Consider the following 24,560-nt stretch of genomic DNA (forward strand, 5'->3'; position numbering starts at 1 on the left):
TTACACAGCACCTTGCTGTAAAAAGGGTTGCTCAGTTGAGGGCTTATTGGGGCGCAAAAGGAAAATGGAAATAAACGTGGTGCAGAACACCATAATACCCATAATCAGATAGGACTGGGCGAAGCCAAATTTTTCGTAGCTGAAACCCGCCAGTGGTGATAACACGGTGCCAATAACCGAACTCGTGCAGGCAAATCCCACCAGATAAATAGTGGAAGACAAACGCTTGTCGAAATTCAGGCTGTTGTATTTAAAAATGGCCACCAACAGTACCGGCAGTTCTAAGGCGTGCAGCAGTTTTGTAATCGAAATGAGCAGAGGCCCCTCAACCAGGCCGGAGGCGATCATACGCATCGCCATTACCATGCCTGCGAATATCAGGCCATTTTTGGCACCAATTTTGTTAACCAGCCACGGTGCGCAGAACATGCCAGCTGCTTCCAGAAATACCTGGAAGGAATTTAAATAACCAAACATGGCGTTTCCTTCCCGTAAGGTAGGAAACTGTGAGGAAAAATAAACCGGGAATTGCTGATCGTAGACGCCGTAAATACAGGTTCCCACCACGAAGAAAATAAGTGCCCAGAAACGCGGTAACCTTAGCAGACGGAGGGCATCTTCCAGAGAAACTTTTTTCGCTCCAATCTCCAGTTTTTCCATGCTCGCTGGTGCGGCAACTTTTAACCGGGCCAGCAGACAGAAGAAGACCAGACCGGCGCATGATGCCACCAGAAAGTTGAGATCGGGATTGATATTAAACAACAGCCCGGCAAAAAACGTAGCGACGGCCCACCCGAGAGAGCCCCACATGCGGGCCCGTCCAAATTCAAAGGTACTCTGACGCGCAACGCGCTCTGTGTAAGATTCCAGCACGCCAATGCCGCCATTAAACGTCATACCAATAAACAAGCCACCAAAAACACTCCCCAGCAGAATATTCAGGCTGAGCAGATAGCTAAAAAGGAGATAAGCAGGGCCGGAGAAGATCAGCAATGCTGTAATAAACCACAGCAGGTTTTTGCGCAGACCCAGGCGATCCTGGATAAAACCGTAGAACACCTGAGCAAAAAGGGCTGATACCGATAAAACGGAAAAGATAATGCCTGTTTCCGATGCTTTCATTCCCACTTCCTGGTGAAGCCAGATAGAAAGAAGTGAGCTGGATGAAGACCAGGTGACAAAGAAAAAGAACAGCAAAGCACTGAGCAGCAAATAGCTGCGGGAAGGCCTTTTTTTCATCTGAGCAATCTCATAGCGGATCATATGCACTTATGGTAACGTTAACATATATTATTTATATCGGTTTTTACGCAATATTCGATGTTAATCACAAAAGTTAACGTTAACATTATTCATGTGAGATCTGCGTCAAATTTTTGTTCCAAATTCCCAAAATGACGAGCTCAATGCTTAGAATAATAGGTTCATTTTTACGGTTACTTTAAGTGCGGCGGTTCGCTTGCGCCACGAGGATGTAGCCGTGTTTTTGCTAAATGGAAGGTTATGGCGTCTTTAAAAGATGTGGCCAGAATGGCCAATGTATCGTTAATGACAGTTTCGCGGGCACTGAATAGCCCTGAACGCGTGAAGCCTGAGACACTTGCACGGGTGCAGGAGGCGATTCTGCATCTGAACTACGTACCCGATTTGTCTGCAAAACAAATCCGCAGTGTGGGTACTAAAAATAAAACGATTGGCGTACTGGCGCTGGATACGGTAACCACACCTTTTTCGGTCGAAATCACGTTGTCAATCGAGGAGACTGCTCGCGCGCATGGCTGGAATAGCTTCGTGGTTAATATGTTCTCTGATGATAATCCTGACGACATTGTCGATCTGCTACTTGCCCATCGTCCCGGAGGAATTATTTTCACTACCATGGGGCTTCGCGAAGTACGTGTTCCACCCAAGTTGCTGACGCATCCTTGTGTTCTGGCAAACTGTGAAAATAAAGATGAGCCGGTTGCCTGTTACATCCCTGACGACGAACAGGGTCAGTATACTGCGGTGCAGGCATTGCTGGCGGCAGGATATCGTCGGCCCATCTGTCTGCATTTACCGGTCAATCACCTTGCGACGTCCCGTCGCCGAAAGGGACTGGAGCGTGCCTGTCGTGAGGTAAGCATCGATCCTGATACGCTGGATCATTGCTATATGCAGTTTGGCGATGAACACTACCGTGATATTCCCGACATCCTCCTGGCTCATATTCATCAGGGGATACCGCAGTTTGATTCAGTTATTTGCGGTAATGACCGCATTGCATTCATGGTGTATCAGACCCTTATGGCTAAAGGAATACGTATCCCGCAGGATATCGGGGTTATTGGGTACGATAACCTTGTAGGCATCGGCAACCTGTTTTTACCCCCGTTATCGACGGTTCAGTTACCGCATTACGAAATTGGCCGACTGAGTACATTGCATATTATTAACGGCGATGACAGCAATGGAAAGGTACTCGTCGATAGCCCCTGGTTATCCCGCGAGTCATTTTAAAAGCGGATTGGCTGGATGTTTGCCCAAGCTGTAACCATGCTGTATGGCCGTCTGAAATGGAGTATTGAGGGATTTTGCAAGCAATCGCAGCATTGCTTGCTTTCACTCAAAAGGTTAGTTTTTTATATTTTGAGAAAATTAATGCCTTCTTCGTGCTGTGAGTTCAACTGATGGACGCAACACACTTATTGTACCGTTCTGCGGGCGATTCATAGTCTAGCGTTTTTCTCGGCCTTTCGTTGAGCTGTCTGGCAACCCTGTTAAGTCTTTGCTGGCTGTGAACCGATAAGTCAGTGAATCAACACTCTGTCTTTCATACGGTGTAAAATCCGGGTATCCATCAGGATAACGGACAACGTTAACCGTACTTAAATGCTAAATGCCGTGCTGTTTTGCCAGCCATTGACTGGCCGTTGTAGTTGAAATTCCCTGACGGTAATTGTAAGTATTGCGCTTACTCCAGGCTACTCCGTCTGGCCGTGCGAAAGCCAGCCGGTAATGTGCACCAACATCTTGCGGATTGTGCTGCACATCATCCCGAAGCTTTTGCCGGTCCAGTAATTTTCTGTTTACTTCAGTGCCCCAGTGAGCACGCATTAAATCAGCAAGCTCACTGTAAGTCAGCGTATCGCCTGCAATATAGACAATCTCGTTTTTGAAAGTGGGCTGATGGAAGAAAATGTCCGCAGTCAGCTTGCCAATATCTTCAGGTGTGGTTAGCGTTACCGCGTGCTGCCACTCTCCCAGAGCACAGACCGTTTTACTTTGCGCGTCAATCACGCCAAAACCAGGCTCAAACAGATAGCTGGTAAAAATACCTGTCGATACAATGACCCACTCTGTTGCGTTTTGCTGGCGTAAAAGGTGGCGAACGTCGAGCTGTTCATCCCAGACTTGTTGCCCACTACCTTTACCCACTACGTCATAATCAACGCCAAACTGCCATGGGAAGTAGCGGGCTACAGCCGCTTTCAATACCGCCTGCGTAATTTTTATCTGCGTTCCTGGCCCGCCGACAAAACCACTGCAGTTGATGACGGCGTCGAAAGCAGCAAATAGCTCGCTCAGTTCATCAACACTGTTCTCCTGCAGATCGCCCTCTACTACAGCGATTCCAAGCTTCATCAGCTCATCCAGTCGTGCCTTGCGCGAACCAGAAATGGCATGAGCAGCTTCGCTTCTGAGTAACACGCTAAGTTTTACATCGGCGTGTTTCTGCGCTTTATTGCTCATCGCTCTCAATACCTGAATACCAAGCTCGCCTGCACCCAGTATTAGAACCCTATTTGTAGGTTTTTTTTCGGTATTCATTGTTGCTTCCTGTTGTATTAAAGCATCATCCTGACAGCTGACATGGACGGGTTCAATTAGGCACACGCATGATACCGGAGGTGATATGGAGTCTGAGCGGGAAGCGCTATTGCAATTTTCCAGTCAATTTTGTGAGGAATTAAGCAACGATGATGAGGGCCTGAAACGTGAGATCCTGGCCCACGCAGGTAATCGCTGGTCGCTGGGCGTGCTGCATATTCTTGGTACCAACGGACCTCTTCGCTACGGAGAGTTACGCCGCTACCTTACGGGTGTCACTCAAAGAATGCTGACGCGAACACTGCGCCATCTGGAGCGGGACGGGCTTATATCCCGCTATGATTATGAGGAAAAGTTGCGTCGGGTGGTTTATGCGATTACAGATATGGGCAAAGAAATGCTTCTGCGGATGCTACCTTTGTGGTCGTGGATTATCACATCCGCCAACTATTTCCGGGAAACAAGAGCAAAGTATGACAGTGATTGAATCTTTTGGTGACAACATGGCAAAAGATTTATGAAAGTTGAAACTCTCATCAAGAAGGCTGCAACGCGATATTGCAGCCTGCGCTGAGAGGCACCAGGTCCGCTCTTCGCTCACAGCGGACATCATACCCCTAGGCTGTCCGCTCCGTGACATTACCTGACGTTGTATTCTCTGATGTTAACGCCCTTAATGCTGTATAAACCTGTTCGCTTAATCCGCTTACCTTTTTTATCAGTAATAGTGGCGGTAAGTGTGCTACAGCGAATGGAATGACGTTCATCAATAACCAGCCTAATTGCTTCTGAAGGATCTTCCACCTCTACAAGGTCGTCAGTCTTATCCAGACCGAATGGTACAAGGTGAAAGGCGGTTTTTCCCGATGATTTTCTGGTCATCTTTACAGGATACAGCACGTCCCCACTTTTATGAATAAATTCAAGGGATTCAATGTAAATCATGGTGATTCTCCATAGTTTGTCTGCATGAATATACAAACCGAAGATAGGAGATACAATACAAAAGGCAGGGAAATCTAAAATAGCCTAACATGCATTATAACTAGTTGAATTATATTTTTAATTTTCAAAGGTGTGCGCAAAAATTTAATCGTTGACTCGCCTTATAGCTAGCTGAAGTGACTTGTCCCTATGACTCAAGGCACCTTGATGTAAGTATGCATTCCGAACTTCCGTTGTTCAAAGTAGCCAGTCAGATTTGATTGTGTGCTACCAGTGAAAATCGTCAGTATCCCTTGGTAATCATACGAATCCACCTAAAGCCCTCTGGCGCGGCCATTCCGCAGCCAGAGACGGATTCAGATCTTAAGCAGGATAGCCGAATGGCGCGTATGCCATCCGGCATTTCGGCTACAGCCTGAACGCATTTACGCCATTCAGCAATTTTCCGGCCTGATGGCTGAGCGAATTGGCGGCGGTAGCCATCTCTTCGACCATTGCGGCGTTCTGTTGCAGGTTACCCTCCATCTGACTGACGGCGATATTCACCTGCTCAATACCGTGGCTCTGCTCGCTGGAGGAGTTGTTCACCTGATTAATCAGCAATGTGGTTTCGTCCACGGCACCCAGCGCATTATTCATTCTCGTGGTGACGCTGGCGGCATAATTGACACCTTCACTGACATTCTTAATCGCTTCATCGATCAACCCGCGAATATCCCGTGCGGCGACGGATGAGCGATGCGACAGCGAACGTACCTCACCCGCCACAACCGCAAAGCCTTTGCCCTGTTCGCCCGCACGGGCGGCTTCCACCGCCGCATTCAGCGCCAGAATATTGGTCTGGAAGGCGATGCTGTCAATAATATCCGTGATTTCAGAGATCTTTGCCGATGACGCGGAAATATCGTCGATCGATTTTTGCAGAGAATTCAATTCGAGATGACTTTCATTCATCATCGATTGCAGACGGCCAATAAAGGCATTTGCCTCGTGCGCGTTGTCCTTATTCTGTTTCACCGTCGCTGAAAGCTGGTTCATGCTGGCGGCCGTCTGTTCCAGCGAGGACGCCTGTGATTCGGTGCGTGAAGAGAGGTCGTCGTTGCTTTTGGCGATTTCACTGGCGGCGGTATCGACCTCACTGCTGGCCTCTTTCACATTGTTTAATACGTTGCGGATTTTCTCCATCAGGCCATTAAAACTCGCCGCAGTAGCGCCCAGTTCATCTTTTTTATCGAGATCCACTTTCAGGGTTAAATCCAGTGATTCGCTGATGGTGCCCATGCTGTTTTGTAAATTTTTCAACCCCTTATTCAGATAGCTAAGAATAATATAGGTAAATACGCCAATCAGCACTAATAAAAAGATAATTGTTGAAAGTAATAACCAGAACGTATTTTGATACTGCGTATGGTTATTTACAGCATATTCCTTGGCAATAGTATAATTATGTTTCAACATTTCAGCGATATTCGCACTCAATGCGACGGAAGCATTGGTTGTAGCTCCGCCATCCGATACCATTTGCCGTGCGGCATCAATGCCGTCACGGTGATAAACCGCTGTCATCGATTCTACTTTCTGTGCGTAATCATTAAAGGACTGTTGCGTGCTGGCCAATTGTTGGGCATCAGTATCATCACTGATGAGATTCGCTTTGTAATATTCCAGTATCTCTTTGGTTTTATTCAATTCATCTTTTGTTTGTGCCATATGCCTGGTAAAAACGGCTTCATCATTAATCAGTAACGACATCAGGATTTGCCGCCTTCCCTCTTCGCGATGTTGTAGTGCCTCGCTGAGTTTACTAATACTTGGCAGACTATTATCAATAACATAATCAAAGCGTTCTTGTGCTTTGTCTAATGCGCGAATACTCAAACCGCCGAGCAGAAGCATGGCGACAAAGGTAATGGCAAAAACAAATAGCAGTTTTTTTAAAATAGTCATAACGGCCTCAGGTAACATTCCATCTCCAGGGGTAACGTTATTTTTATCGGCGACTAAAGGGAAATCTTCATAGTTAAAATAATAAATAATCATTTTTTATAAATGTTCAAGAAAAACCATGTAATACAATGGGTAAGTGTGCGTGGTAGGGTTTTGTTATGGTGCTTGTATGATATATTATCGGTTCTGTTTGTTTTCTCCCGATAAATATATTCTATATTTTTACATATTACTAACGAATAATGTAGTGTTATTGCAATACAGTTATGGAGCAGCATAAAAAATAATGATTAACGCTATCTGATAGGCCATCGACAGGTGATGCGTTGAGTGCTTACAAGAGGGGGCTGAACCACAATCGCACACCAACATACGGTAAATTTTTTATTAACAATTTCAGTAATTAAGCACATTTATTCTCAGTTGGTTTAGCCGTTATTTAAGAACGTGACTTTGGATAACATTTTTATTAGCAGAGCATAGTCATAGCTCTTTGGTTTATCGTTATTATTTTGGAGAAACGGTTGAGTTTGGCATGCCTGTCATAATTCAGGTTGCGGAACAATGATCCCTCCGGGAATAACTTAATCATCGAGCCAGATTGTCCATAATAAACGCTTTGTTTCTTTATCCATAAGTTCAACTCGAACATTTGAGTACATCCCTATAGTTATTGTTTCGGTATATGTACGAGAGTTTGAGTTACTGAGCTCTCTCAGTATACATACAACCCGATAACCTATAAATGGTGCCGCGTTGTGACGCGGGGTATCATTTTTAGCGACAAGGCCATTTAAATATGACACATATTATACCTGGACTCTTGCTTACACTTGTTGGCTATTATTAATGGATCCAACTGAAGGGTTACACAGACCCGGTACTTAGTGAGAAAAATTCAGAGACTTCACCATTCAGACCCCATCGGGGGTATTTACAAAGGAGGTTTCACCACCTTTGTAATACCGTATCTGATGCTTTGCCCAACAGTTATACCACTCACAACATGCCAACCAGATGACAACGTATTGGTTACCGTTGTATTCATGTTTGCTGTGAAGTCATCCGGAACTTTACGCCCTGAGCAGAATGGTTCTCCCTCAGTTTCCCCCTGGAATGGGTGGCAAAAAATCCACGCCAGCACTCCCGCGCACCGCCAGAAGCGGCTTTAGGCAATTCAGCCTTCCGGCTTTATTTTTAAAGCCCTAAAGTTTTGTCCATATTTGTCGAGTGGTTTTATAGATTAAGAAATCAGCCATGTAGTCTGCTGTCATGTCAATGCTCACAAAAATAACATGTTTTTTTCTTGTATGGCAGGATACTGCAAAAGGGGAGGGATATTCCCGGATGGTTTTTTTAACACAAAAATTTCCCCTCCTGTAAGGAGAGCATGACAGCGGAATACAGCTATTAATTATTTCATCTGAAAGCAGACCGGAGGGAAACACAGCATGATTATCAGTCCATCCACCAACGCTTATACCAGGTTTCAGACATCTTCGGGGGTAACTAAAACCGCTTTATCCCTCCAGTCTGAGTCCGCTAATGAGGAGCCTGCTTCCTCCTCATCAGTACAGACCAGGATAAGTGGCAGGGCGAACATGATGTCCCGCCTGTTTGGCGATGCTGACACCGAGCTGGCGGTGCAAACAACGCTGACGAAGAACAATATATCAATGAGCTCCTACAATTTCTTGACGTCTGGTGACCGTGACATGCTGTCGAATTTGTATGCCACAGCGCAGGAGCAGGGGATTGACCTTCGTTATGTCGACGGCCTGGCCAGGGATCTGGGCGACTACCGTATGTTTAGCCCCGTGGAAGGCAATTCAAATACAGGCATTTACGATATGGCAGGGCGTAGGCTGACCTTTTCGTTCACGGACACAGACATGGCCACCGCCAGCCGTATACAGGACAGTAACAAGCTCTCCGGCTCCGTGCTGCCTTCCGGTTTTCTGGACTATGAACTTGATCCCGGGTTCGCTTTCAATCATACGGCGAGTTTTGATTTTCTGGCTTTGGTCGTAAATAACCCGGCGATGCACGGAGATGCCGCGTCGCGGTTTTCCACGTACCAGAGTCAGGGGAAAAATAATTATGTGATTAAAACCGCTGATGAAGTGACGCTGGATACGACGGAGCCTGATTTCAGTTCTGTGGATGGTGTTTTTTCTGTGACAGAAACAGGGAAAAAACACGGGTTCAGCCTGGTAAACGGCCAGCCGACTCAGAACATGACCTCATCCACTGACAAATCGCATATCCCGACAGAGCAGAGCATGACACAGTCACTGCTGGATGCGGTCTGGCCGAAAAGTAAGTTTACCAGTGAGCCGTCGTCACTCTTCGATTTTCTGTATTCATCCGGTTTAACTGAAAAGGCTCAAGACTGATATCGATGGATGCAGACTTTAGTGAGGGATCCCTCTGCAGTTATTTATCTGTCGGGTATCACTCAGGGATACCCGACAGGACCATCAGTCCAGACGGTGCAGAATGACATTCCCTGCCAGCCCTTGCCGGGCATGCCATCGCTGCCGGCAATGGCAGGTGATGAACAATGTGAGGGAGTTCGAGCGGGTGCCGGGTCTGACGCTGGAAGACTGGGTAAAATAATAAAAATATATAGCAGGGTATAAAAGGAATGAGTGAGCTGAAAATCGATAATCCGTCGCAGAGACTGCGGGATTTCTTAACCCGACTCGTGCGCTATGGCACTGCCTGGCCGTATTATACAGGTAAGGGAAGACAATTTTTCCACGCTCTGCCAGAGGCAGAAATTGCCCTCACTTGTAGTTGCATTATCATAAACGTTAACGGGGTGAGTCATGCTTAGACTATCCTTAGCTCCCTGAATCATAAAACCATTGTATTAATTATGTTAGTAATTAAATAAAGGTATGAGGTTTACGCTTTCAGCAACTGAAATATAAGGGAATAACAAACTATTTACGAATAACTGAAATAATTGATAAGGGTCGCCAGATAATCGAATTTAAAAATTATCATGGCATAGGAATAAGGTTGTATCGACATAAAAAGAGAGCTTATATTAACATAAACCTTAAACTTCCTGCTTTAATCGCCGCGAATAAAACAGGTATAAAAATAAGTCTGCAATTATTAATGGTGCGGAACGTGACTATTTAAACACTCAGTTTAGTAACGCAGACTCCAGCTGATCTAGAGCAAACAGTATACCGTAGTTACTCATGGAAACATCTTCAGGTAATGGTAACCAGTAACTGATGTGGTTAATTATAGCCTGTCCCGGGGGGCAAAATGCGATAACCGGTATATGCTGAATTTGCGCATGGTGCACGGCACGATCGACGTCATTATTGCTCACATCCGGTGCCAGTATTAGTAGTAAATCGTCAGGTTGAAGCCGGCTTATTGTCATCCGGAGTAAGCTATCATCCGGGATCCAGATAATATTAAGATTCGCGCTTTTCAATCGCCGTATCACCTCTCCCACCAGTAACGTTTCTGGTCCCGCAGCGCCAATCATCAGAACGCTTCGTGCTTTACGCAAGGCAATTGCTGCCTGTTGCCAGCAGCGGGTATCTCCATCCTGCCACTGCTGCTGGAGAGCCACATTAATGCGTGCCAGTTGTGGCGATATATGTTCATTAACACGTTCAGAGTGTGCGCTTGCAAAGGCCAGACGCATTCGCAAGTCACGAATGTCATCACAACCGACTGACCGGGCGAAACGGGTAATGGTTGCTGCACTGACTTTGGCACGGGAAGCTAACTGCTCAATTGTGGCTGATGCGGCAAATTCCAAATCTTTCAGAATCGTGCTGGCAACCCGGCTCTCCTGTTGGCTTAAAACAGCCTGGCGATTGCGGATTATATCAAGAATCTCTTTAGGCTCACTACCGCGGAGCTGGCCGGCTTGCCGCAACTGAAGAAAAAAGTCATCCAAATCCCGGCAACCAGCTGAAAGTGCAAACCGTGATAACACGTCCGGACTCACTCCGGTCTTAATTATCAGACTTTCCCGGGTCGCGGTGGCCTGCTCAGGTAAATTATTCAGAATGAACTGAGCAAGTTTAGATTCCTGAGTATCAAAGCTCTGCGAAGGTTGTTGTAAATGCCAGAGTAAATCCATCACTTGTCACTCCACTTTAGTTAAAGATCCATTGTGCTTGAAAATTTTTTTCATTGCGTCTTTTTTTTTCGTTAGTTAGACGTTTTTTTTAAAGTTAAGTGATGGTTATTTAGCCTGTTTGGTTGACGGTTATCACACTTGTGAAAATTTTTTTCATAAATAAAACGAATCTATGTGTATGAATTAAAAGAGTATAAATATTTCTATTGGAATTTCCTCTGACGTGTGGGGATTTACAGCTGACATAAATTCCCTCACTAATAACGCCATCAACTAACGGGGGATAAATAATGCAAATCTTACTTTGTTGTGCAGCAGGAATGTCTACCAGCATGCTGGTAAGCAAAATGCAGGATGTTGCAAGAGAACGGGGGCTGGAAGTGATTCTCCGGGCCATTCCCGTGGCGGATTTCGAACGCTCCTTCGAAGAGGCTGATGTAATTCTGCTGGGGCCGCAGGTTCAGTATGAAGCAGCACGGCTTTCGGCAATTGCTGCTCCGCAGGGCAAAGCCGTAGCCGTTATTGACATGATGGATTACGGCATGATGCGGGCCGAGCAGGTTCTGGATAAAGCGCTGGCGCTTTATCCGGTCTGATCATCCTTGCTTACTGACCCGACAGAACTGACATAACCATTAATTTTGAGAGAGGGTGCGCATGACTGAGAATAAAAGGCTGGATTTTGAGGACGTAATCATGCTCCTGCTGGTGCAGGCAGGAGCAGCTCGCAGCGCAGCACTTACCGCGCTTCGTCAGGCGCGTGAGTATGATTTTATTGGTGCTCAGCAACAACTTAGTGACGCGAAGGAGAGCATTGTTATTGCGCATAAACAACAGACTGCACTGATAAGTGAAGATGCTGGTAGCGGCAAACTGCCGGTCACGCTGGTTCTTGTCCACGCTCAGGATCACCTGATGAATGCGATGCTGATTCAGGATCTGGCTTCTGAAATTATTGAGCTTTACCGTCGTACAGCTCCGGGAGGCAGTCATGTTTAAAATCGCTATTATTGGCGGCGGTAGCAGCTACACACCGGAACTAATGGAAGGAATAATTAACCGCTATAACCAGTTACCTGTCACTGAGCTTGCGCTTGTAGACACGGAACAGGGGCGTAATAAGGTCAATATTATTGCTGAGTTGGCGCGACGCATGCTCGATAAAAATGCCCTGAAACAGGTCAAGGTTAGCGTCCATTTCTCACTTGATGAAGCTATAACCGGTGCGAGTTTTGTGTTAACTCAACTCCGGGTAGGCCAACTGGCTGCTCGTGCCGCTGATGAACGTCTGGGTCTGAAATATGGTTTACTGGGACAGGAAACCACAGGTGTTGGCGGTTTTGCCAAAGCACTGAGAACGATCCCGGTATTGCTGGATGTGGCGCGCAAAGTGGAAAAACTAGCACCGGATGCTTTCATCATCAACTTTACTAATCCTGCCGGTATTGTCACAGAAGCGGTTTCACGTTACAGCAATGCCAAGGTCATCGGTGTCTGTAACGTACCGGTTAATATGCATCATATGATTGCCGATATGCTGAAAGCACCCTGGGATGAAGTTAATCTGCGCTTTGCAGGTCTCAATCATCTTGTGTGGGTAACACAGGTTACTCTGCGTGGCCAGGACGTGACAGACCAGGTTATTTCGAGTTTATGTGATGGTGAAACGCTGACCATGAATAACATCAAAGAGCTGCCATGGTCGCCAGCGTTTCTGCGCGCGTTGGGTGCAATTCCGTGTCCCTATCATCGTTATTACTGGCAAACGCCGGAAATGCTTGCCGAAGAGCAGAAGAAAGCGAAAGTCGGTAATGAGGGCACACGGGCTGAGCAGGTTATGAAGGTGGAAGCTGAACTGTTTAAGCTTTATGCCAACCCTCAACTGGCGCATAAACCTGAGCAGTTGAGCTTCCGCGGCGGCGCCTACTACTCAGAAGTCGCAGTAGAAGTGATCAGTTCGATTTACAATAACAGTGGTAAAAATCTGGTCGTTAATTGTCGCAATAATGGCGCTATACAGGGTCTTCCTGATTCTGCTGTAGTAGAAACCAACTGTATCGTTGATGCTCAGGGCGCACATCCTATTGCCTTTGGTTCATTACCGCCCCTGATGAATGGCCTTACACAGCAGATTAAAGCTTTTGAGCAGTTAACCATCGAGGCGGCTGTACACGGCGATCGTCATCAGGCACTTCTGGCACTTCTGGGAAATCCGTTGGTAGGGGATATAACCCGTGCAGAAGCGTTACTTGATGAAGTGCTCACGCTCAATAAAGCCTATCTTCCCCAGTTTTCATCCCATTAATATCAGACCTTGATTCCTGAGGAGACCTCATGTCCAGTCGCCAGTCATTTATTGAACGTAATGTGTTGCCAGTAGCACTTAAAATCGCTGGTCAAAAGCACCTGTTATCCGTACGTGATGGCATTATTCTCAATATGCCATTTATGCTGATTGGAAGTTTCTTTCTTATTTTCGCCTATTTGCCCGTACCGGCATGGGGGCATTTAATGGCTGACCTGTTTGGCAGTGGCTGGCAAAACAAGCTGCTTTATCCGGTCAAAGCAACCTATGACATTATGGCGCTTATCTCCAGCTTCGGTATTGCTTACCGATTAGCTGAGAAATACCGTAATCTTGATCCATTGACCAGTGGAGCGATGTCACTGGTAGCATTTGTAATGACCATACCGCAGCATACGCTATTTGCGCCTGTAGCCGGAGCCCCGGCGAGCCTGGTGACAGGTGTACTGCCGATTGCGATGGTCGGAAGCCAGGGATTATTCGTGGCCATTCTGATTGCAATTCTTTCTACCGAGATCTACCGGTTCATACATAACCGTAATCTGGTTATTGCTATGCCTGAGGGCGTTCCACCCGCCGTGGCTAAATCCTTTCTGGCACTGATACCTGGTTTCTGTGTACTCGCAATGGTATTACTCATCCGGTTGGCAGTTGAGGCATCTCCATTTGGTGATGTGAACAGCCTTGTTTCGACTGTTATTGGCATCCCGATGCACCATATCGGAGGCACCCTGCCGGGAATGATTTTATCAGTTCTGTTAATCGGCATTCTCTGGACGCTTGGCTTGCATGGCGACGCAATCGTACTGGTTTTCATACAGCCGGTCTGGTTATCTAACATGAGTGAAAACCTTGAGGCATTTCAGCATAATCTGCCAATCCCTCACATCTTCACACAGCAGTTTTATGATTTGTGGATTGCACCTGGTGGGACGGGAGCATTACTTGGTTTAGCTATTTTTATGATTGTCCGTTCCCGCAGTCGTCAGCTTAAACAGTTAGGCAAAATTGCCGGGCCGGCCGCACTCTTCAACATCAGTGAACCCCTTGTTTTCGGTCTGCCACTGGTTCTTAATCCATACTTTTTTGTGCCCTTTATTATTACACCTGTACTGTTAGTCATTATCTCATGGCTGGCCATGAGTACGGGTCTTGTTGCCCCTCCTGCAGGAATTGCATTGCCCTTTACGACGCCAATATTTATCAGCGGCTATCTGGCAACGGGCGGGCACATTTCAGGTACCGTGTTACAGATTGTTAATCTTTCAGTTTCAATGGTCATTTATTACCCTTTCTTCCGGGTATGGGATCAGTTAAAGCTGCGTGAAGAGCAAAATACAGCAGAGCTGCTTGCAGATAACCTGGTCGCAAAGTAGAAGCCAAAACTCATTGATCAGCATAAATCCAGAATTATCCGGCGGTGCGGAGGCGCTTACTGATTTTCTGCGAATGCTTAAATTGATGCCAACTTAACCGGAATGGGACTGTTTCAAGATAAAGATGACTGCAGGTGTGGTCCCTCCGGTTTTTACTACCTAACCCTGGCATGATCCATCGCGTTTCTGCTGCCGGATGAGGTTGTCTGCATCGGCGGACAGGGACGTTTCAAAAAGGATCAGAGGATCCGGCACCGGCACCGGCTGGTTAGGTTGATGAAGGTATAATTCCGGTACTTATGGAGATCAATGCATTACCTACTGCACAGATGGCTGTGACGTCGGGTCCGGTTTGGCCGTATTAACGAGCTGTCCCGCCTCAAGATTAATCATTGTGACCGATCATGCACGTTGGTTCTGGCCGGGAAACAGGAGGGTCTCCCTTTTTTCTCCCGGGATATTTGTCTCCTTACATCATGCCCGATAGGAAAATTGACAACCCCATGGTCTCTGTTGATAGCCGGTGAGCTATGCGGGCAAGCTCACTTCGCATGCCGCGCAGCGGCATAAGGTCACCGTGGCCCGGTGAAGCCGTCACCGGCTCTGCCACAGAATTTCGCCCCAATGGGCCGATGATCAGCCGGTCGTGGCTGATCATCGGCCCGAGCGCATCGCAGACTAAATTGTCCTTGAAGCGGAGAGGCGTGGAGAAAATCAGTCTAATGGCTGATGTGAATTCCTATCTGCGGTTCGATATACCGGCATACTCTTTATTACGTGTTATCAGCCAGGACACCAGGGAAGCCAGAAGTCCTGTATATATTGCGGCAAGGCAGATGAGTTTAACGGTGGTAATTGCCACAGTGCAGGCAAGTACCCCTGTTTCGATCTGCGGATATCGGGCCAGAATTGAAAAGGATAAGACTTTTTCCAGCAGGTCGAGCAGATCGAAGCTAACGGCAATCCCAACCAACAGCAACGCAAGTCCGGGCAGCACGCGGCGAAAAGCCAGCCAGCCTGCCTGAATGGCGACCACTGCCAGCGCAGAGGGAAAAAACAAATCAATAATATACAGTCTTGCCAGCGTGCTACGACCATCAGCACCAAAGGCCTGCAGGTGCTGGCGTAATTCGCCGGTACTGGAACCGAAAACCAGCGATGGCTTACCAAGCCCGCCAGAGACAGCATGCAGATGCTGATCAAGCGGCATCATGGCAAGCTGCAATAAAAGGGCTACGGCGATGGCGAGGTAAAGACGTCCGGACGTGACCTGGCGGTCAAGCCAGTGCGGCAACGCGTGTATGAAAGAATGAAAACTCACAGCTATCTCCTAACGATATAATCACGGTGTGCTATTGTGTGAGCAATTACTCAGTTTTCGTACTCGCATTCTCACTATGGAAAAACTAGACCCGAAACGCACCGTCAAGCCCCGAAAAATGCCTGTGCAACGCCGATCAGCGGCAACGGTAGGCTTCATCCTCGATGCGGCTGCTCGCATTCTTGAAGAGCGAGGTTTAGACGGCTATACCACCAATATCATCGCAGAGAGGGCAGGCATCAGCATCGGCACCTGCTATCAATACTTCGCGTCAAAAGAAGCCATCACGGCGGCATTGATCGCGCGAGAAACCGAGCATTTATGTCACGAGTTAGACCTGGCACGAGAAACTCGTGACTGGGCAACGGGGATCAGGCTGGCCATTGCGGCTGCGGTGACATATCAGTTGAAACGACCGCGTCTTGCACAGCAACTGGATCTGGCCGAAAAAATACTGGTACTGAGCGAAGGGCAGGAGAACGTACAAAAACGGGCACAGGACGTCATCGCCTCCTTGCTGGCACGGAATGATGCTTATGTGGCAGAAAATGTGATGTTAGTAAGCCGTGATCTGGTGGCCATTGCTCACGGCATGATAGACAGCGCCGGACGCCACGGCGAAACCAACATTGATCGATTGTGCCAGCGTGTGTACTGCGCCATCTCAGGCTATCTGGATGCCAGCAAAGGCATTCCGGCAACATAAGAGAATCTGCGACGCTCTTTTCAGGAACGCGCACCTGAATGTGCCGAAGGCAGATACCCGTGGAAAATATGCTGAAAATGGCGCTGTGATGACATCCTCTGGAGCGCCTGGCGTGATCCTACCCGCGCAATGTGAACATGGCTTGTGGGATTTTGTGAGCAGAGAAAGCGGGGCAAATCATTAGCTGAGATCGTGCAGATCTTTCTCCAGCAGCGGTGTTAACGCCATTTCAGTAAAACTTACGGCCAGCCCGCGTCGCTCCGGCGTGCAACACATCACGCCGACTGCACAGTGCGGATGGGGGAAATGGCACAGCCGCAGCAGTGGCCAGATGCGTCCGTCGGTGGAATATTGCAGCCGTAATGCATCGCCTTTTCGGCTCAGTCGTAGCCAGAAATCCCCCGCATTGCCGGTGAAAATACCGGTCGCCCAGTCCGAAAATCCCTGAGTTAGCACGCTGCCGATGGCGGGCGCACCGTCATTAAACTCAATCCCGGCTTTTAGCCAGTTCTGCTCATCCGCCACCAGCAGCACACCTGCCTGATCGTAAAGCGCTGAAAAATGCGCCTGGATCCGCACCTGAAAGGTGAAATCGCCCGTCACATTACGCACAAATCCATGGCCGCTGAAGCGCTCAAACCCGTACCAGGTTTTGCGCCAAAAATCGGTGTTACCATCGGTGAGCACCTCGATTTTGCCTTGCGCGTCGCGCCACTGTTGCGGTTCATTGATCCAGTAAAAATCACCCGACATGTTTCGCTCCTTTTGTGTTAACGCCAAACGGTAATTTACTGATAAAGCCCATCGTGGTGTCCATCATTCCGATGAGAATTTAGACCCTATCTTCAGCCTAAACAGGAGAAAGACGCTTGCGGATAAGATGGAAGGATAACTGTCATGCCGCCCTAATTGGGTACCTGGAGCGATTAATTTCTGTGTCGGGTTACATTATAGATATCGTCATTTTCTCGTTTACCCACACCAATAACGGTGACTGTCACAATGTCATCGTTGACACTGTAAACCAGTCGGTAGCCCGCGCCACGGAGCTTGATTTTAAACTGGTCTTTACGTCCATAGAGTTGTGATGCGGGTACCCGTGGGTTTTGCAGGCGTTCAGTGAGTTTCTTTTTGAATTGTTCCCGCACAGTATGGCCCAGTTTTTTCCATTCTTTCAGCGCTGATTCATTAAAGGCCAGCTTATAGGTCATCAATATTGACCTCGATTACAGCCTCACCGATTCGCTCATCTGCAATACGACCCAACTCCTGATCTTCCAGAATTTCCATCAGCTGTGCATACAGGGCAGGTGGCACACAGTAAAAAGCGGGTTCGTTGCGATTCAGGATGGCTACCGCTGCACCTTCTCCTGCATTGAAGGTACCCATAGGATCGCGTTTAAGCTCTGTAATGCTGGCCGCAGTGGTGGTTAAAATCTGAAATGCCATAATGTATCCTCCTGTTAAGAGATTTAATTATAGGTTTCTTAAAAGCACTTTTAAAGGTGCTTTATTAAAATCTAAAATTAAAGAAATGATTCCCTTTACAGACCAGTCAACTTGTAAGCATCCCTGCAAACCGGGGCTATCCACTGAAACTGCGAATGAACAATGGCCCGGAACTCATCTCGCTGACGCTGGTGCGGTGGGCAGAAGAGCATGGTGTGTAGACTAGCCCCATTGATCACCAGACACTTCGCCTCTCTTAAGCTGGTAGAGGGGGTGATTGCAAGTAGGGAGGGTAAAATAATGAACTTTGAAACGATCAGCTTACCATTGACTCAGAATTCCAGACGTTGCAGGCGCCTGGCCGCGAGTTTGAGTTTTGCATTGGGTTCGGGTGAGTTTGCCAGTGCGTTTATTACTCGATTCCATGAATCTTCATTCAGGATAAGCTGAGTGCATTTATCCCTCTCCACATTGGGGAGAGGGCGAATGAGAAAATCGTCTGATGTTTTTTTATTGTTCATCATTAGCGGAAAGACTTGTGAAAACGTCGTTCGATCTTGTTCCCTTTCTTATCTCTGTAGCGTTCTGGCCAGATAGTTTCAGGTTCCAGTTCAAGTGCTTTCGCAATAATTGATTCGCCCTTCGGCCAGGGGCGCTGTAAAGCATTTGCCAGTGTTGATGATGCCAGCCCTGCTTCTCGGGACAGTGCGGCCAGACTGGTTCCACGTTTTTTCAGCGCGGCAATGATGTCTGCATGATGCCAGTTATGACTTTCCATTGTGTTCTCCTTACACGTCGTTATTATGCGTTCAATTATCCTGTTTTGGGATAAAAAGGCAACGGGGAGATATTCGATTTCGGGATATTTATCATGGAATCGATCGTATGGCATCCGTCTATTCAGAAGAGTATCAGCGCGTGATCACAGCGCTCAAAAAAGCTCGTAAAGAACGTGGCATCACTCAGGTACAACTTGCCGAAGCGCTGGGTCGCCCACAATCTTTTATCGCCAAAATCGAGAGTGGTGAAAGAAGATTAGATGTGGTGGAGTTTGTGCATTTGGCGAGACTGGTGGGGCTGGAGCCGGGGGATATATTGCAGGGGATACGTTAACGAACGGCGTTACCCACCGCCGCTGGAGATAGCTTACTCTTCGAACAGGCGTTCAATAGATTTTGTTGGATAGAACAGCGAATGCGGGTTGCCATCGGTTAACGGAATAAAGCCGAGCTTTTCATAGAATTTTTTGGCTTTGCCAGTGAGTGCTTCGACAAATAACCCATGTATACCGATGGTAAGTGAGGTATTGAAAACCACCTTCATGGCGTGTGCCACCAGGATTTCTCCCCAGCCGTTTCCCTGGAGTGACTTATCAATAGCGAGCCGACCTGATATGACGCAGGGGACGTTGCAATAGGGCACCTTTTTTTGCTGCGTTTTCGTGGGCAGTCGTTCTTTTTCGAAACTGCCGCCAGACAAGGTGTAATAGCCTAAAATGCGCGGCCTGGGCGTTTTCGTTACGAGGAGCCAGGCACGTAAAATTTTGCCATCGTGCTGGCGTTTGAGATGGTGGGTTAAAAAAGCGTTGAGCGATACCTCACCACAATCAAAACCTCCTGTTTCATACGCTGTCTCTCCTGAGAACATCTCGATGGTCAGGTTGTCCACGGTTCACTCCATGTTTTGCAGACGTTTTGCGGCACGTTTAAGCTTGTTATTCGGTGCGGGTGGGTTTTCGATAGCATCCATAACCCGGTTCCATGATTCCTCGCTGAGAATCAGGCGACGGTGCTGTTCAATCACTTCCGCGGCGCGTTCAGAAGCGCTGTTAACCAGAAACTGTGTGACCGTCTGATTGGTCATTGCCGCCGCTTCTTCGATCATTTTCTTATCCTCATCCGTTAGTCGCAGATCTATGCGCTGTTTTTTCAGTGCGGGCATAGCGGTTTTCTCCCCGGTGGCCTGAATTTATACAGACCAGCCAATAATCTTTATTAACTTATGTACGGATAATATCCGTACATAACGATAAGATCAGACAGCGCGAATTGCAACCTAAACCGGGTATCTGTCGCAAGGGATATGAAACGAAAAACCGGGCAGGCTCCCAAAAACGTTGACTACACGCCGTGGGAGCCCTGTCGGGTTAGCGCAGATAATCCTCTGCGATAATTTTCCGTTCAGTGATTTGATGAAGTTCCATCAACGCCGGGAGCAGGGTGGCGGTGGATTTTAGCCCGTGGCCTAACTGGCACAGACTTTCGCGAGAAAACTCCAGCACGTCGCTGTCGGCAAATGAGACAAAGGTTTTGCCCAGAAAGTGCAGACCGTGGCAAAGCCCGGCGATATGCTCTTCACAGCCATTTGCCAGTTGAAAAGTTTCTTCCGCGCTGAGTTGAGAAAGATCCAGTTTCCGGAAAATATCGCGCAGTTCAGAGGAGAGGATATCGGCGTCAGGCAGCATTGCGCACCTCCTGCGAAGCGGAGAGACGAACAGCGTGAAGGCAAACAAAAGCGTTAACAGAGAAGGGGTTGGGCGTTAAATATCCGTACGTGGTACCATTGGCAATAGCCATACATTACCTCCAGTAATGATGTGGTTAGAGGCCCGCAGGTGTTGGTAGCATCTGTGGGCTTCGTTGTTTTTGTAAGACAAGTGTCATACACTTGCTCACATCGCTACTCTAAAATGGTGTCTGACACATGTCAACCGTATCATTCAAAAAAAAGGGCAACAAACAGATCGCACTGCGGGTCGAACCTGCGCTGGAAGAAGCCATGCAGCAGGCATTGAAAGCCGATGGAGATGCAACGCTTTCTGCCTGGATCAAGCGGATAATCAGGAAAGAGTTGCAGGCGAAAGGGATTGAGTTGAAGGATTGATATAAAAAATATGGCTCTTTGATTATCAATTTAATTGAGCCGTTTTTTGAATTTAGGAAAGAGTGCGCACTCAGTCTTGGCACGAAATATCTGTAGGAATGAGAATTAATGTCAACCAAAGACAACCAAAAAGAAAGGCTCGTTGTACAACTCCGTCTGGATGCTGATCTGTCCGAAAGATTGGCTATCGCAATGAAAGAAGACGGCGATGATAATAAAGCCGGGTGGATTAAGCGGCTGTTGCGCAGGGAGTTGGATCGGCGTGGTATTGAATTAAGTACCCTGTAAATTGTATTAGCTCAGACTTGAACTGAGTGTTGACTCGAACAGAATGCAATCTGCTCTTCGGTATAATGGGTCTTTTTCATGGCGATGTGCCTCCCGGTGAGATGGAAGAAAGTCCGAATACTTCAGTTTTGACTGTCCCTGTTTTCAGGGAGGAGATCAGGGGACTAAAGGTCTGCTACGAGCGAAGAGCGGACATAAAGTTGGAACTTAAAGCTAGACGCCCCGGTTTTTTTCGTTGTTTGCGGCGCTTCGGTAAACCACCCGTAAACTCGCATCCGACCGCAGGGCAATTAGGGCATATCAACGCTAACAGATATACTCACCCCCATCAATAAAAATGCTGAATGCAATTAATTCATTGAAGTCTATGCTTGTGCATATAAACTGTCTTCACAGGCTTTAATACGGAGATGAGCAATGTCCCTGTTACACCAGATCCAAGAATCTGTGGTGCAAGATGGCTCCAGCTTGGGTCCTATACTGCTTAAACTCCGACTCCTAGCAGCAAGATTAGGAAGTAACGATTTAGAAGAGTGGGTAAAGCATGAATCAGAAGGCTATCCGCCGGATGCCGTGCTTCCCGAATACAGAATTGTAGGCGTAACGTATAGGGGCACATTTTTCGGCCCCTTTGGTTCAGGGATAAAAAATGCACCCATCCCTCCAATATTAATAAAAAAATATGCGGATGATAGTTGGAATAGCTTTTCCGTCAGGGAAAGCATTGCTGCCGTTGGCGAACTAGTTAAAGGTAGCGCAAACGGTGGGACTCTTGAGATTAACGCATCAAATCTAATTCTTGCTTTACAAGGAAATATTTATAATGGCTATGCATGCAATGATATCACTGGCAGTATTTCATCCGTGTCATTATCAGAAATTTCACAAGCCGTTCGTAATAGAGTTCTTGAATTAACAATTGAGCTTGAAAAGTCAATTCCCGCGGCAGCGCACATCACTTTTGGTACTCAGAACATGGATAAAAATAATGCGTCAAAAGCACAGCAAATAACACAACAAATAATTTATGGGAATGTTGGTAATGCTATATCCGGTGGCAGTGAATCAACTATTAACGTAAATATCCAATCACATAATAAAGAATCGGTCATAAACTACCTGAAAAAATCCGGCATTCCTGAACAGGATGCCAGTGAGTTCGCACGGATTGTAGCGTCTGAAGCACCATCAAGTTCTGAAGAACCTTTTGGAAAAGGCGCAAAAAATTGGATTGCATCAAATATAAGAAAAGCTGCCGATGGAACCTGGAAGGTCGGAATGGCAGTTGCAACTAAAGTTCTCACTGAAGCTGCACTGAAATACTACGGCTTGGAGTAAATCATGGGCCTCATTCCGTGGCCCTAACGAAGATAATAGTGTTCCCTCGTAGTGAAAAGTGAAACATTGGCAACAGCCAGTAAAAGTCCGCCTCTGGCACAGAGCTGCCTGTCAGATTCGGTTAAGCTCTGTGCTATGACAATGCCAGCTCAAGTCTGAGCTAATACAAGTTAATCCAACTTCGGATATCCTGCCGCTATATCACTCCCGGTAAACTGCGCGATCCAGCCTTCGGGATTATCGAAAATCCGGATCGCCGTAAAGTTCGGCTCCGATCCCATATCAAACCAGTGCGGGGTGCCGGCGGGTACGGAAATCAGGTCGTTCTTCTCGCACAGCACCTGGTAGATCTCGCTGCCGATGTGCAGACAGAACAGGCCCGCGCCTTCAACGAAGAAGCGGACTTCATCTTCACCGTGGGTGTGTTCGTTGAGGAATTTGGCGCGCATCGCCTCTTTTTGCGGGTTGTCGGCGCGCAGGCTGATCACATCCCAACTCTGATAGCCTTTTTCGGCCACCAGTTGGTCGATGGCGTGCTGGTAAGCGGTGATCACCGTGTCTGGCGTCGGGTTCGCGCCCAGATTGCGGTCGGCCTGCCAGCGCTCAAAACGCACACCTTTCGCGTTTAGCTGCTGCTGAATTTCACTGGCCTCTGTGCTGTGCCACACCGGCGTGCTGGCATCTTTGTCTGTATAAATCGTCAGTGCGCTCATGAAGGGATCTGCTCCGGCTTAATGTTGCTGAAAGAGTGAACCTGGTGATGATGGCTGGCTGCGTCATCATCGCCGCGAATCAGTTGTGTGGTGCGAAAACCTGCTGCTTCGGCGGCGTCCAGCTCCTGATGAATATCGGAGAGGAACAGAATGGAAGCGGGTGGTAGCCCGATCTGCGTCGCAATATTGCGGTACGACTGCACGTCCCGTTTCGCGCCGACCAGCGTGTCGAAATACCCGCTGAACAGAGAAGTAATATCACCTTCGTCGCTATAGCCAAATAACAGTTTTTGCGCTGCCACTGAGCCAGAGGAATATACATACAGATCAATGCCCTGCGCTTTCCATTTTTCCAGAGCAGGCAGTACGTCCGGGTAGAGATGGCCTTTGAAATCAGCATTTACATAGCCGTCGCGCCAGATGATCCCCTGCAATGCCTTCAGCGCCGTCGATTTGCGATCTTCATCCATAAAAGCAAACAGCACCTCAATCAGTTCGGCAGTGCTTGCCCCCGGCTGCGCCACTTCTTCACGCAGATTATTGAGTATGGTGCTGACCGGCTCTTTGTACTGCTCTGCCGTGACAAACGCCGCCAGGCGTTCGCGGGCGTAAGGGAACAGGACGTTGTGCACAAAGCGGATGTCACTGGTGGTGCCTTCAATATCGGTAACGATGGCGCGGATCATGGTTTCTCCAGCAGGCGACGCTGCATTTCGCATTCAAATAAAAATTCCAGTCCTTCCAGATGGCGACGAGCTTCGGCGACATCGCGCCCCCAGCAGGTTAGCCCGTGGCCGCGCAGCAGAAAACCATAGCGCAGTGAGTTCGTCTGCGCGTAGTCGGCAATGCGTGCGGCCAGCGCGTCGATGTCCTGATCGTTATCGAAAATCGCTACCGGCACAGTGTCGAGGTGCGTGGTTTGGCCGCTGAGGGATTTTTGCATTTCAAAGCCGTTCAGCAGCAGGGCAGGGGATTTCTCCACCCGCGAGAGCACCGTGGCGTTCACTGTGTGTACATGCAACACGGCGTTAGCTTGCGGGTAGAGACGATAAATCAAAGTGTGCAGGCCGGTTTCCGCTGAGGGTTTGCGACCGGAGGGCGCGTGGTTGTCAGCAATGGAGACCTGCAAAAAATCCGCTGTCGTCAGGCTGCCTTTGTCTTTGCCAGATTCACTCAGCCAGCACCAGTCGGCATCCTGGCGAACGGACATATTACCGCCGGTGGCGGGTGCCCAGCCTTTTGCACCGATCCAGTGGCAAGCGGCGACGAGTTGTTCGAGTTGCAGGTTGTCTGTCATAACCCTTCCTTATAAGGAATATTGTTATCGTATAGACGTCTAAGCGTCTTGATTGCCAAATA

At 47.9% G+C, this 24,560-nt stretch carries 29 protein-coding genes and 2 pseudogenes; 13 read left to right on the forward strand and 18 right to left on the reverse strand.

Translation table 11 applies throughout. The annotated features are described in order from the left end of the window. Positions 1–1,239, reverse strand: a complete 1,239-nt coding sequence (locus tag BM427_RS02140; RefSeq protein ID WP_090120651.1) for an MFS transporter — start codon at positions 1,237–1,239, stop codon at positions 1–3. Positions 1,240–1,503: 264 nt separating this feature from the next. Here BM427_RS02140 and BM427_RS02145 point away from each other — a divergent pair, with 264 nt between their 5' ends. Next, positions 1,504–2,499 (forward strand): LacI family DNA-binding transcriptional regulator, encoded by a 996-nt coding sequence (locus BM427_RS02145; RefSeq protein ID WP_090118789.1) that lies wholly within the window; start codon positions 1,504–1,506, stop codon positions 2,497–2,499. Positions 2,500–2,662: 163 nt separating this feature from the next. Here the strand turns inward: BM427_RS02145 and BM427_RS25165 are convergent. Both BM427_RS25165 and BM427_RS02150 read right to left on the reverse strand, forming a co-directional pair. Next, a pseudogene (locus BM427_RS25165) lies at positions 2,663–2,794 on the reverse strand (IS30 family transposase); the annotation flags it as partial. Positions 2,795–2,874: 80 nt separating this feature from the next. Next, positions 2,875–3,810, reverse strand: a complete 936-nt coding sequence (locus BM427_RS02150) for an aromatic alcohol reductase (protein ID WP_090118791.1) — start codon at positions 3,808–3,810, stop codon at positions 2,875–2,877. Positions 3,811–3,895: 85 nt separating this feature from the next. Between BM427_RS02150 and BM427_RS02155 the strand changes: the two genes are divergently transcribed. Beyond that, positions 3,896–4,297 (forward strand): winged helix-turn-helix transcriptional regulator, encoded by a 402-nt coding sequence (locus tag BM427_RS02155; protein WP_090118793.1) that lies wholly within the window; start codon positions 3,896–3,898, stop codon positions 4,295–4,297. A gap of 152 nt (positions 4,298–4,449) precedes the next feature. On the opposite strand, the gene BM427_RS02160 is transcribed toward BM427_RS02155, so the two are convergent. Continuing rightward, positions 4,450–4,755: a transposase gene (locus BM427_RS02160; RefSeq protein ID WP_090118795.1), complete on the reverse strand. Its 306-nt coding sequence runs from the start codon at positions 4,753–4,755 to the stop codon at positions 4,450–4,452. Between the two features lie 408 nt (positions 4,756–5,163). Continuing rightward, positions 5,164–6,702, reverse strand: coding sequence for a methyl-accepting chemotaxis protein (locus BM427_RS02165; protein WP_090120652.1), 1,539 nt, complete (start codon positions 6,700–6,702; stop codon positions 5,164–5,166). A gap of 1,601 nt (positions 6,703–8,303) precedes the next feature. Between BM427_RS02165 and BM427_RS02175 the strand changes: the two genes are divergently transcribed. Then, a complete protein-coding gene (locus tag BM427_RS02175; RefSeq protein WP_139234373.1) occupies positions 8,304–9,098 on the forward strand; it encodes a hypothetical protein in 795 nt (264 codons plus the stop codon). Between the two features lie 119 nt (positions 9,099–9,217). Then, positions 9,218–9,321, forward strand: a pseudogene (locus BM427_RS25170) (VapC toxin family PIN domain ribonuclease); the annotation flags it as partial. A 538-nt stretch (positions 9,322–9,859) separates the two neighbouring features. Here BM427_RS25170 and BM427_RS02180 read toward each other — a convergent pair. After that, positions 9,860–10,822, reverse strand: coding sequence for a MurR/RpiR family transcriptional regulator (locus BM427_RS02180; protein WP_090118802.1), 963 nt, complete (start codon positions 10,820–10,822; stop codon positions 9,860–9,862). A gap of 287 nt (positions 10,823–11,109) precedes the next feature. On the opposite strand from BM427_RS02180, the gene BM427_RS02185 reads away from it, so the two are divergent. From BM427_RS02185 to celB, 4 genes are all read left to right on the forward strand, one after another. Continuing rightward, positions 11,110–11,418 (forward strand): PTS sugar transporter subunit IIB, encoded by a 309-nt coding sequence (locus tag BM427_RS02185; protein ID WP_090118804.1) that lies wholly within the window; start codon positions 11,110–11,112, stop codon positions 11,416–11,418. 61 nt (positions 11,419–11,479) lie between these two features. Then, the gene (locus BM427_RS02190) at positions 11,480–11,821 is read left to right on the forward strand and encodes a PTS lactose/cellobiose transporter subunit IIA (protein ID WP_090118806.1); all 342 of its coding nucleotides are present in this window, start codon (positions 11,480–11,482) and stop codon (positions 11,819–11,821) included. After that, the gene (locus tag BM427_RS02195; RefSeq protein ID WP_090118808.1) at positions 11,814–13,127 is read left to right on the forward strand and encodes a 6-phospho-beta-glucosidase; all 1,314 of its coding nucleotides are present in this window, start codon (positions 11,814–11,816) and stop codon (positions 13,125–13,127) included. The genes BM427_RS02190 and BM427_RS02195 overlap by 8 nt, the downstream gene beginning before the upstream one ends. A gap of 29 nt (positions 13,128–13,156) precedes the next feature. Then, positions 13,157–14,503 (forward strand): PTS cellobiose transporter subunit IIC, encoded by a 1,347-nt coding sequence (gene celB, locus BM427_RS02200; RefSeq protein ID WP_090118810.1) that lies wholly within the window; start codon positions 13,157–13,159, stop codon positions 14,501–14,503. 739 nt (positions 14,504–15,242) lie between these two features. Here celB and BM427_RS02205 read toward each other — a convergent pair. Continuing rightward, complete coding sequence (locus tag BM427_RS02205; RefSeq protein ID WP_090118812.1) at positions 15,243–15,824, reverse strand: hypothetical protein; 582 nt, start codon at positions 15,822–15,824, stop codon at positions 15,243–15,245. Positions 15,825–15,948: 124 nt separating this feature from the next. On the opposite strand from BM427_RS02205, the gene BM427_RS02210 reads away from it, so the two are divergent. Further along, entirely contained in the window at positions 15,949–16,530 is a 582-nt protein-coding gene (locus BM427_RS02210) for a TetR/AcrR family transcriptional regulator (protein WP_167518523.1), read from the forward strand. A gap of 180 nt (positions 16,531–16,710) precedes the next feature. Here BM427_RS02210 and BM427_RS02215 read toward each other — a convergent pair whose 3' ends face one another. The 5 genes from BM427_RS02215 to BM427_RS02230 all read right to left on the reverse strand — a co-directional run bounded on the left by BM427_RS02215 (position 16,711) and on the right by BM427_RS02230 (position 18,757). Then, complete coding sequence (locus BM427_RS02215; protein ID WP_090118817.1) at positions 16,711–17,283, reverse strand: DUF1349 domain-containing protein; 573 nt, start codon at positions 17,281–17,283, stop codon at positions 16,711–16,713. Between the two features lie 173 nt (positions 17,284–17,456). Beyond that, positions 17,457–17,741, reverse strand: a complete 285-nt coding sequence (locus BM427_RS02220) for a type II toxin-antitoxin system RelE family toxin (protein ID WP_090118818.1) — start codon at positions 17,739–17,741, stop codon at positions 17,457–17,459. Then, positions 17,731–17,979 carry a type II toxin-antitoxin system Phd/YefM family antitoxin gene (locus BM427_RS02225; protein ID WP_090118820.1) on the reverse strand — a complete coding sequence of 83 codons (249 nt, stop codon included), beginning with the start codon at positions 17,977–17,979 and terminating at the stop codon, positions 17,731–17,733. The genes BM427_RS02220 and BM427_RS02225 overlap by 11 nt, the downstream gene beginning before the upstream one ends. Positions 17,980–18,311: 332 nt before the next feature. After that, the gene (locus BM427_RS25910; protein ID WP_367888880.1) at positions 18,312–18,503 is read right to left on the reverse strand and encodes a type II toxin -antitoxin system TacA 1-like antitoxin; all 192 of its coding nucleotides are present in this window, start codon (positions 18,501–18,503) and stop codon (positions 18,312–18,314) included. Further along, positions 18,503–18,757 carry a helix-turn-helix domain-containing protein gene (locus tag BM427_RS02230; protein WP_090118822.1) on the reverse strand — a complete coding sequence of 85 codons (255 nt, stop codon included), beginning with the start codon at positions 18,755–18,757 and terminating at the stop codon, positions 18,503–18,505. Before BM427_RS02230 ends, BM427_RS25910 begins: the two co-directional genes overlap by 1 nt. Positions 18,758–18,864: 107 nt before the next feature. Between BM427_RS02230 and BM427_RS02235 the strand changes: the two genes are divergently transcribed. After that, a complete protein-coding gene (locus tag BM427_RS02235) occupies positions 18,865–19,092 on the forward strand; it encodes a helix-turn-helix domain-containing protein (RefSeq protein ID WP_090118824.1) in 228 nt (75 codons plus the stop codon). Between the two features lie 33 nt (positions 19,093–19,125). On the opposite strand, the gene BM427_RS02240 is transcribed toward BM427_RS02235, so the two are convergent. The 3 genes from BM427_RS02240 to BM427_RS02250 form a co-directional block, all read right to left on the reverse strand. Further along, the gene (locus BM427_RS02240; RefSeq protein ID WP_090118825.1) at positions 19,126–19,647 is read right to left on the reverse strand and encodes a GNAT family N-acetyltransferase; all 522 of its coding nucleotides are present in this window, start codon (positions 19,645–19,647) and stop codon (positions 19,126–19,128) included. Between the two features lie 3 nt (positions 19,648–19,650). After that, positions 19,651–19,920: a type II toxin-antitoxin system TacA family antitoxin gene (locus BM427_RS02245; protein WP_090118827.1), complete on the reverse strand. Its 270-nt coding sequence runs from the start codon at positions 19,918–19,920 to the stop codon at positions 19,651–19,653. 205 nt (positions 19,921–20,125) lie between these two features. Then, entirely contained in the window at positions 20,126–20,443 is a 318-nt protein-coding gene (locus BM427_RS02250) for a hypothetical protein (protein WP_090118829.1), read from the reverse strand. A gap of 239 nt (positions 20,444–20,682) precedes the next feature. Here BM427_RS02250 and BM427_RS02255 point away from each other — a divergent pair, with 239 nt between their 5' ends. The 3 genes from BM427_RS02255 (at position 20,683) to BM427_RS02265 (ending at position 22,488) form a co-directional block, all read left to right on the forward strand. Then, positions 20,683–20,862 (forward strand): hypothetical protein, encoded by a 180-nt coding sequence (locus tag BM427_RS02255; protein ID WP_090118831.1) that lies wholly within the window; start codon positions 20,683–20,685, stop codon positions 20,860–20,862. Positions 20,863–20,970: 108 nt separating this feature from the next. Beyond that, positions 20,971–21,150, forward strand: a complete 180-nt coding sequence (locus BM427_RS02260; RefSeq protein ID WP_090118833.1) for a hypothetical protein — start codon at positions 20,971–20,973, stop codon at positions 21,148–21,150. 417 nt (positions 21,151–21,567) lie between these two features. Next, positions 21,568–22,488, forward strand: coding sequence for an AbiTii domain-containing protein (locus tag BM427_RS02265; RefSeq protein ID WP_090118835.1), 921 nt, complete (start codon positions 21,568–21,570; stop codon positions 22,486–22,488). Positions 22,489–22,658: 170 nt separating this feature from the next. Here BM427_RS02265 and BM427_RS02270 read toward each other — a convergent pair whose 3' ends face one another. From BM427_RS02270 to BM427_RS02280, 3 genes are read right to left on the reverse strand one after another with little or no spacing between them, the layout of a single operon-like run. Further along, entirely contained in the window at positions 22,659–23,201 is a 543-nt protein-coding gene (locus BM427_RS02270; RefSeq protein WP_090118836.1) for a 1,2-dihydroxy-3-keto-5-methylthiopentene dioxygenase, read from the reverse strand. Beyond that, entirely contained in the window at positions 23,198–23,887 is a 690-nt protein-coding gene (mtnC, locus tag BM427_RS02275) for an acireductone synthase (RefSeq protein WP_090118838.1), read from the reverse strand. Before mtnC ends, BM427_RS02270 begins: the two co-directional genes overlap by 4 nt. Further along, positions 23,884–24,498, reverse strand: coding sequence for a methylthioribulose 1-phosphate dehydratase (locus BM427_RS02280; protein ID WP_090118840.1), 615 nt, complete (start codon positions 24,496–24,498; stop codon positions 23,884–23,886). Before BM427_RS02280 ends, mtnC begins: the two co-directional genes overlap by 4 nt. Positions 24,499–24,560 lie beyond the last annotated feature (62 nt).

It is taken from the genome of Kosakonia arachidis (assembly GCF_900116535.1).
Classification (GTDB): Bacteria; Pseudomonadota; Gammaproteobacteria; order Enterobacterales; family Enterobacteriaceae; genus Kosakonia; species Kosakonia arachidis.

Coding starts and splice junctions, on each gene's coding strand:
- BM427_RS02245 (WP_090118827.1), bottom strand. CDS start 19,920: ATGCCCGCACTGAAAAAACAGCGCATAGATCTGCGACTAACGGATGAG.
- BM427_RS02270 (WP_090118836.1), bottom strand. CDS start 23,201: ATGAGCGCACTGACGATTTATACAGACAAAGATGCCAGCACGCCGGTG.
- BM427_RS02175 (WP_139234373.1), top strand. CDS start 8,304: ATGATGTCCCGCCTGTTTGGCGATGCTGACACCGAGCTGGCGGTGCAA.
- BM427_RS02225 (WP_090118820.1), bottom strand. CDS start 17,979: ATGGCATTTCAGATTTTAACCACCACTGCGGCCAGCATTACAGAGCTT.
- BM427_RS02235 (WP_090118824.1), top strand. CDS start 18,865: ATGGCATCCGTCTATTCAGAAGAGTATCAGCGCGTGATCACAGCGCTC.
- BM427_RS02250 (WP_090118829.1), bottom strand. CDS start 20,443: ATGCTGCCTGACGCCGATATCCTCTCCTCTGAACTGCGCGATATTTTC.
- mtnC (WP_090118838.1), bottom strand. CDS start 23,887: ATGATCCGCGCCATCGTTACCGATATTGAAGGCACCACCAGTGACATC.
- BM427_RS02150 (WP_090118791.1), bottom strand. CDS start 3,810: ATGAATACCGAAAAAAAACCTACAAATAGGGTTCTAATACTGGGTGCA.
- BM427_RS02265 (WP_090118835.1), top strand. CDS start 21,568: ATGTCCCTGTTACACCAGATCCAAGAATCTGTGGTGCAAGATGGCTCC.
- celB (WP_090118810.1), top strand. CDS start 13,157: ATGTCCAGTCGCCAGTCATTTATTGAACGTAATGTGTTGCCAGTAGCA.
- BM427_RS02145 (WP_090118789.1), top strand. CDS start 1,504: ATGGCGTCTTTAAAAGATGTGGCCAGAATGGCCAATGTATCGTTAATG.
- BM427_RS02180 (WP_090118802.1), bottom strand. CDS start 10,822: ATGGATTTACTCTGGCATTTACAACAACCTTCGCAGAGCTTTGATACT.
- BM427_RS02220 (WP_090118818.1), bottom strand. CDS start 17,741: ATGACCTATAAGCTGGCCTTTAATGAATCAGCGCTGAAAGAATGGAAA.
- BM427_RS02195 (WP_090118808.1), top strand. CDS start 11,814: ATGTTTAAAATCGCTATTATTGGCGGCGGTAGCAGCTACACACCGGAA.
- BM427_RS02190 (WP_090118806.1), top strand. CDS start 11,480: ATGACTGAGAATAAAAGGCTGGATTTTGAGGACGTAATCATGCTCCTG.
- BM427_RS25910 (WP_367888880.1), bottom strand. CDS start 18,503: ATGATGAACAATAAAAAAACATCAGACGATTTTCTCATTCGCCCTCTC.
- BM427_RS02140 (WP_090120651.1), bottom strand. CDS start 1,239: ATGAAAAAAAGGCCTTCCCGCAGCTATTTGCTGCTCAGTGCTTTGCTG.
- BM427_RS02280 (WP_090118840.1), bottom strand. CDS start 24,498: ATGACAGACAACCTGCAACTCGAACAACTCGTCGCCGCTTGCCACTGG.
- BM427_RS02160 (WP_090118795.1), bottom strand. CDS start 4,755: ATGATTTACATTGAATCCCTTGAATTTATTCATAAAAGTGGGGACGTG.
- BM427_RS02165 (WP_090120652.1), bottom strand. CDS start 6,702: ATGACTATTTTAAAAAAACTGCTATTTGTTTTTGCCATTACCTTTGTC.
- BM427_RS02260 (WP_090118833.1), top strand. CDS start 20,971: ATGTCAACCAAAGACAACCAAAAAGAAAGGCTCGTTGTACAACTCCGT.
- BM427_RS02230 (WP_090118822.1), bottom strand. CDS start 18,757: ATGGAAAGTCATAACTGGCATCATGCAGACATCATTGCCGCGCTGAAA.
- BM427_RS02215 (WP_090118817.1), bottom strand. CDS start 17,283: ATGTCGGGTGATTTTTACTGGATCAATGAACCGCAACAGTGGCGCGAC.
- BM427_RS02255 (WP_090118831.1), top strand. CDS start 20,683: ATGTCAACCGTATCATTCAAAAAAAAGGGCAACAAACAGATCGCACTG.
- BM427_RS02155 (WP_090118793.1), top strand. CDS start 3,896: ATGGAGTCTGAGCGGGAAGCGCTATTGCAATTTTCCAGTCAATTTTGT.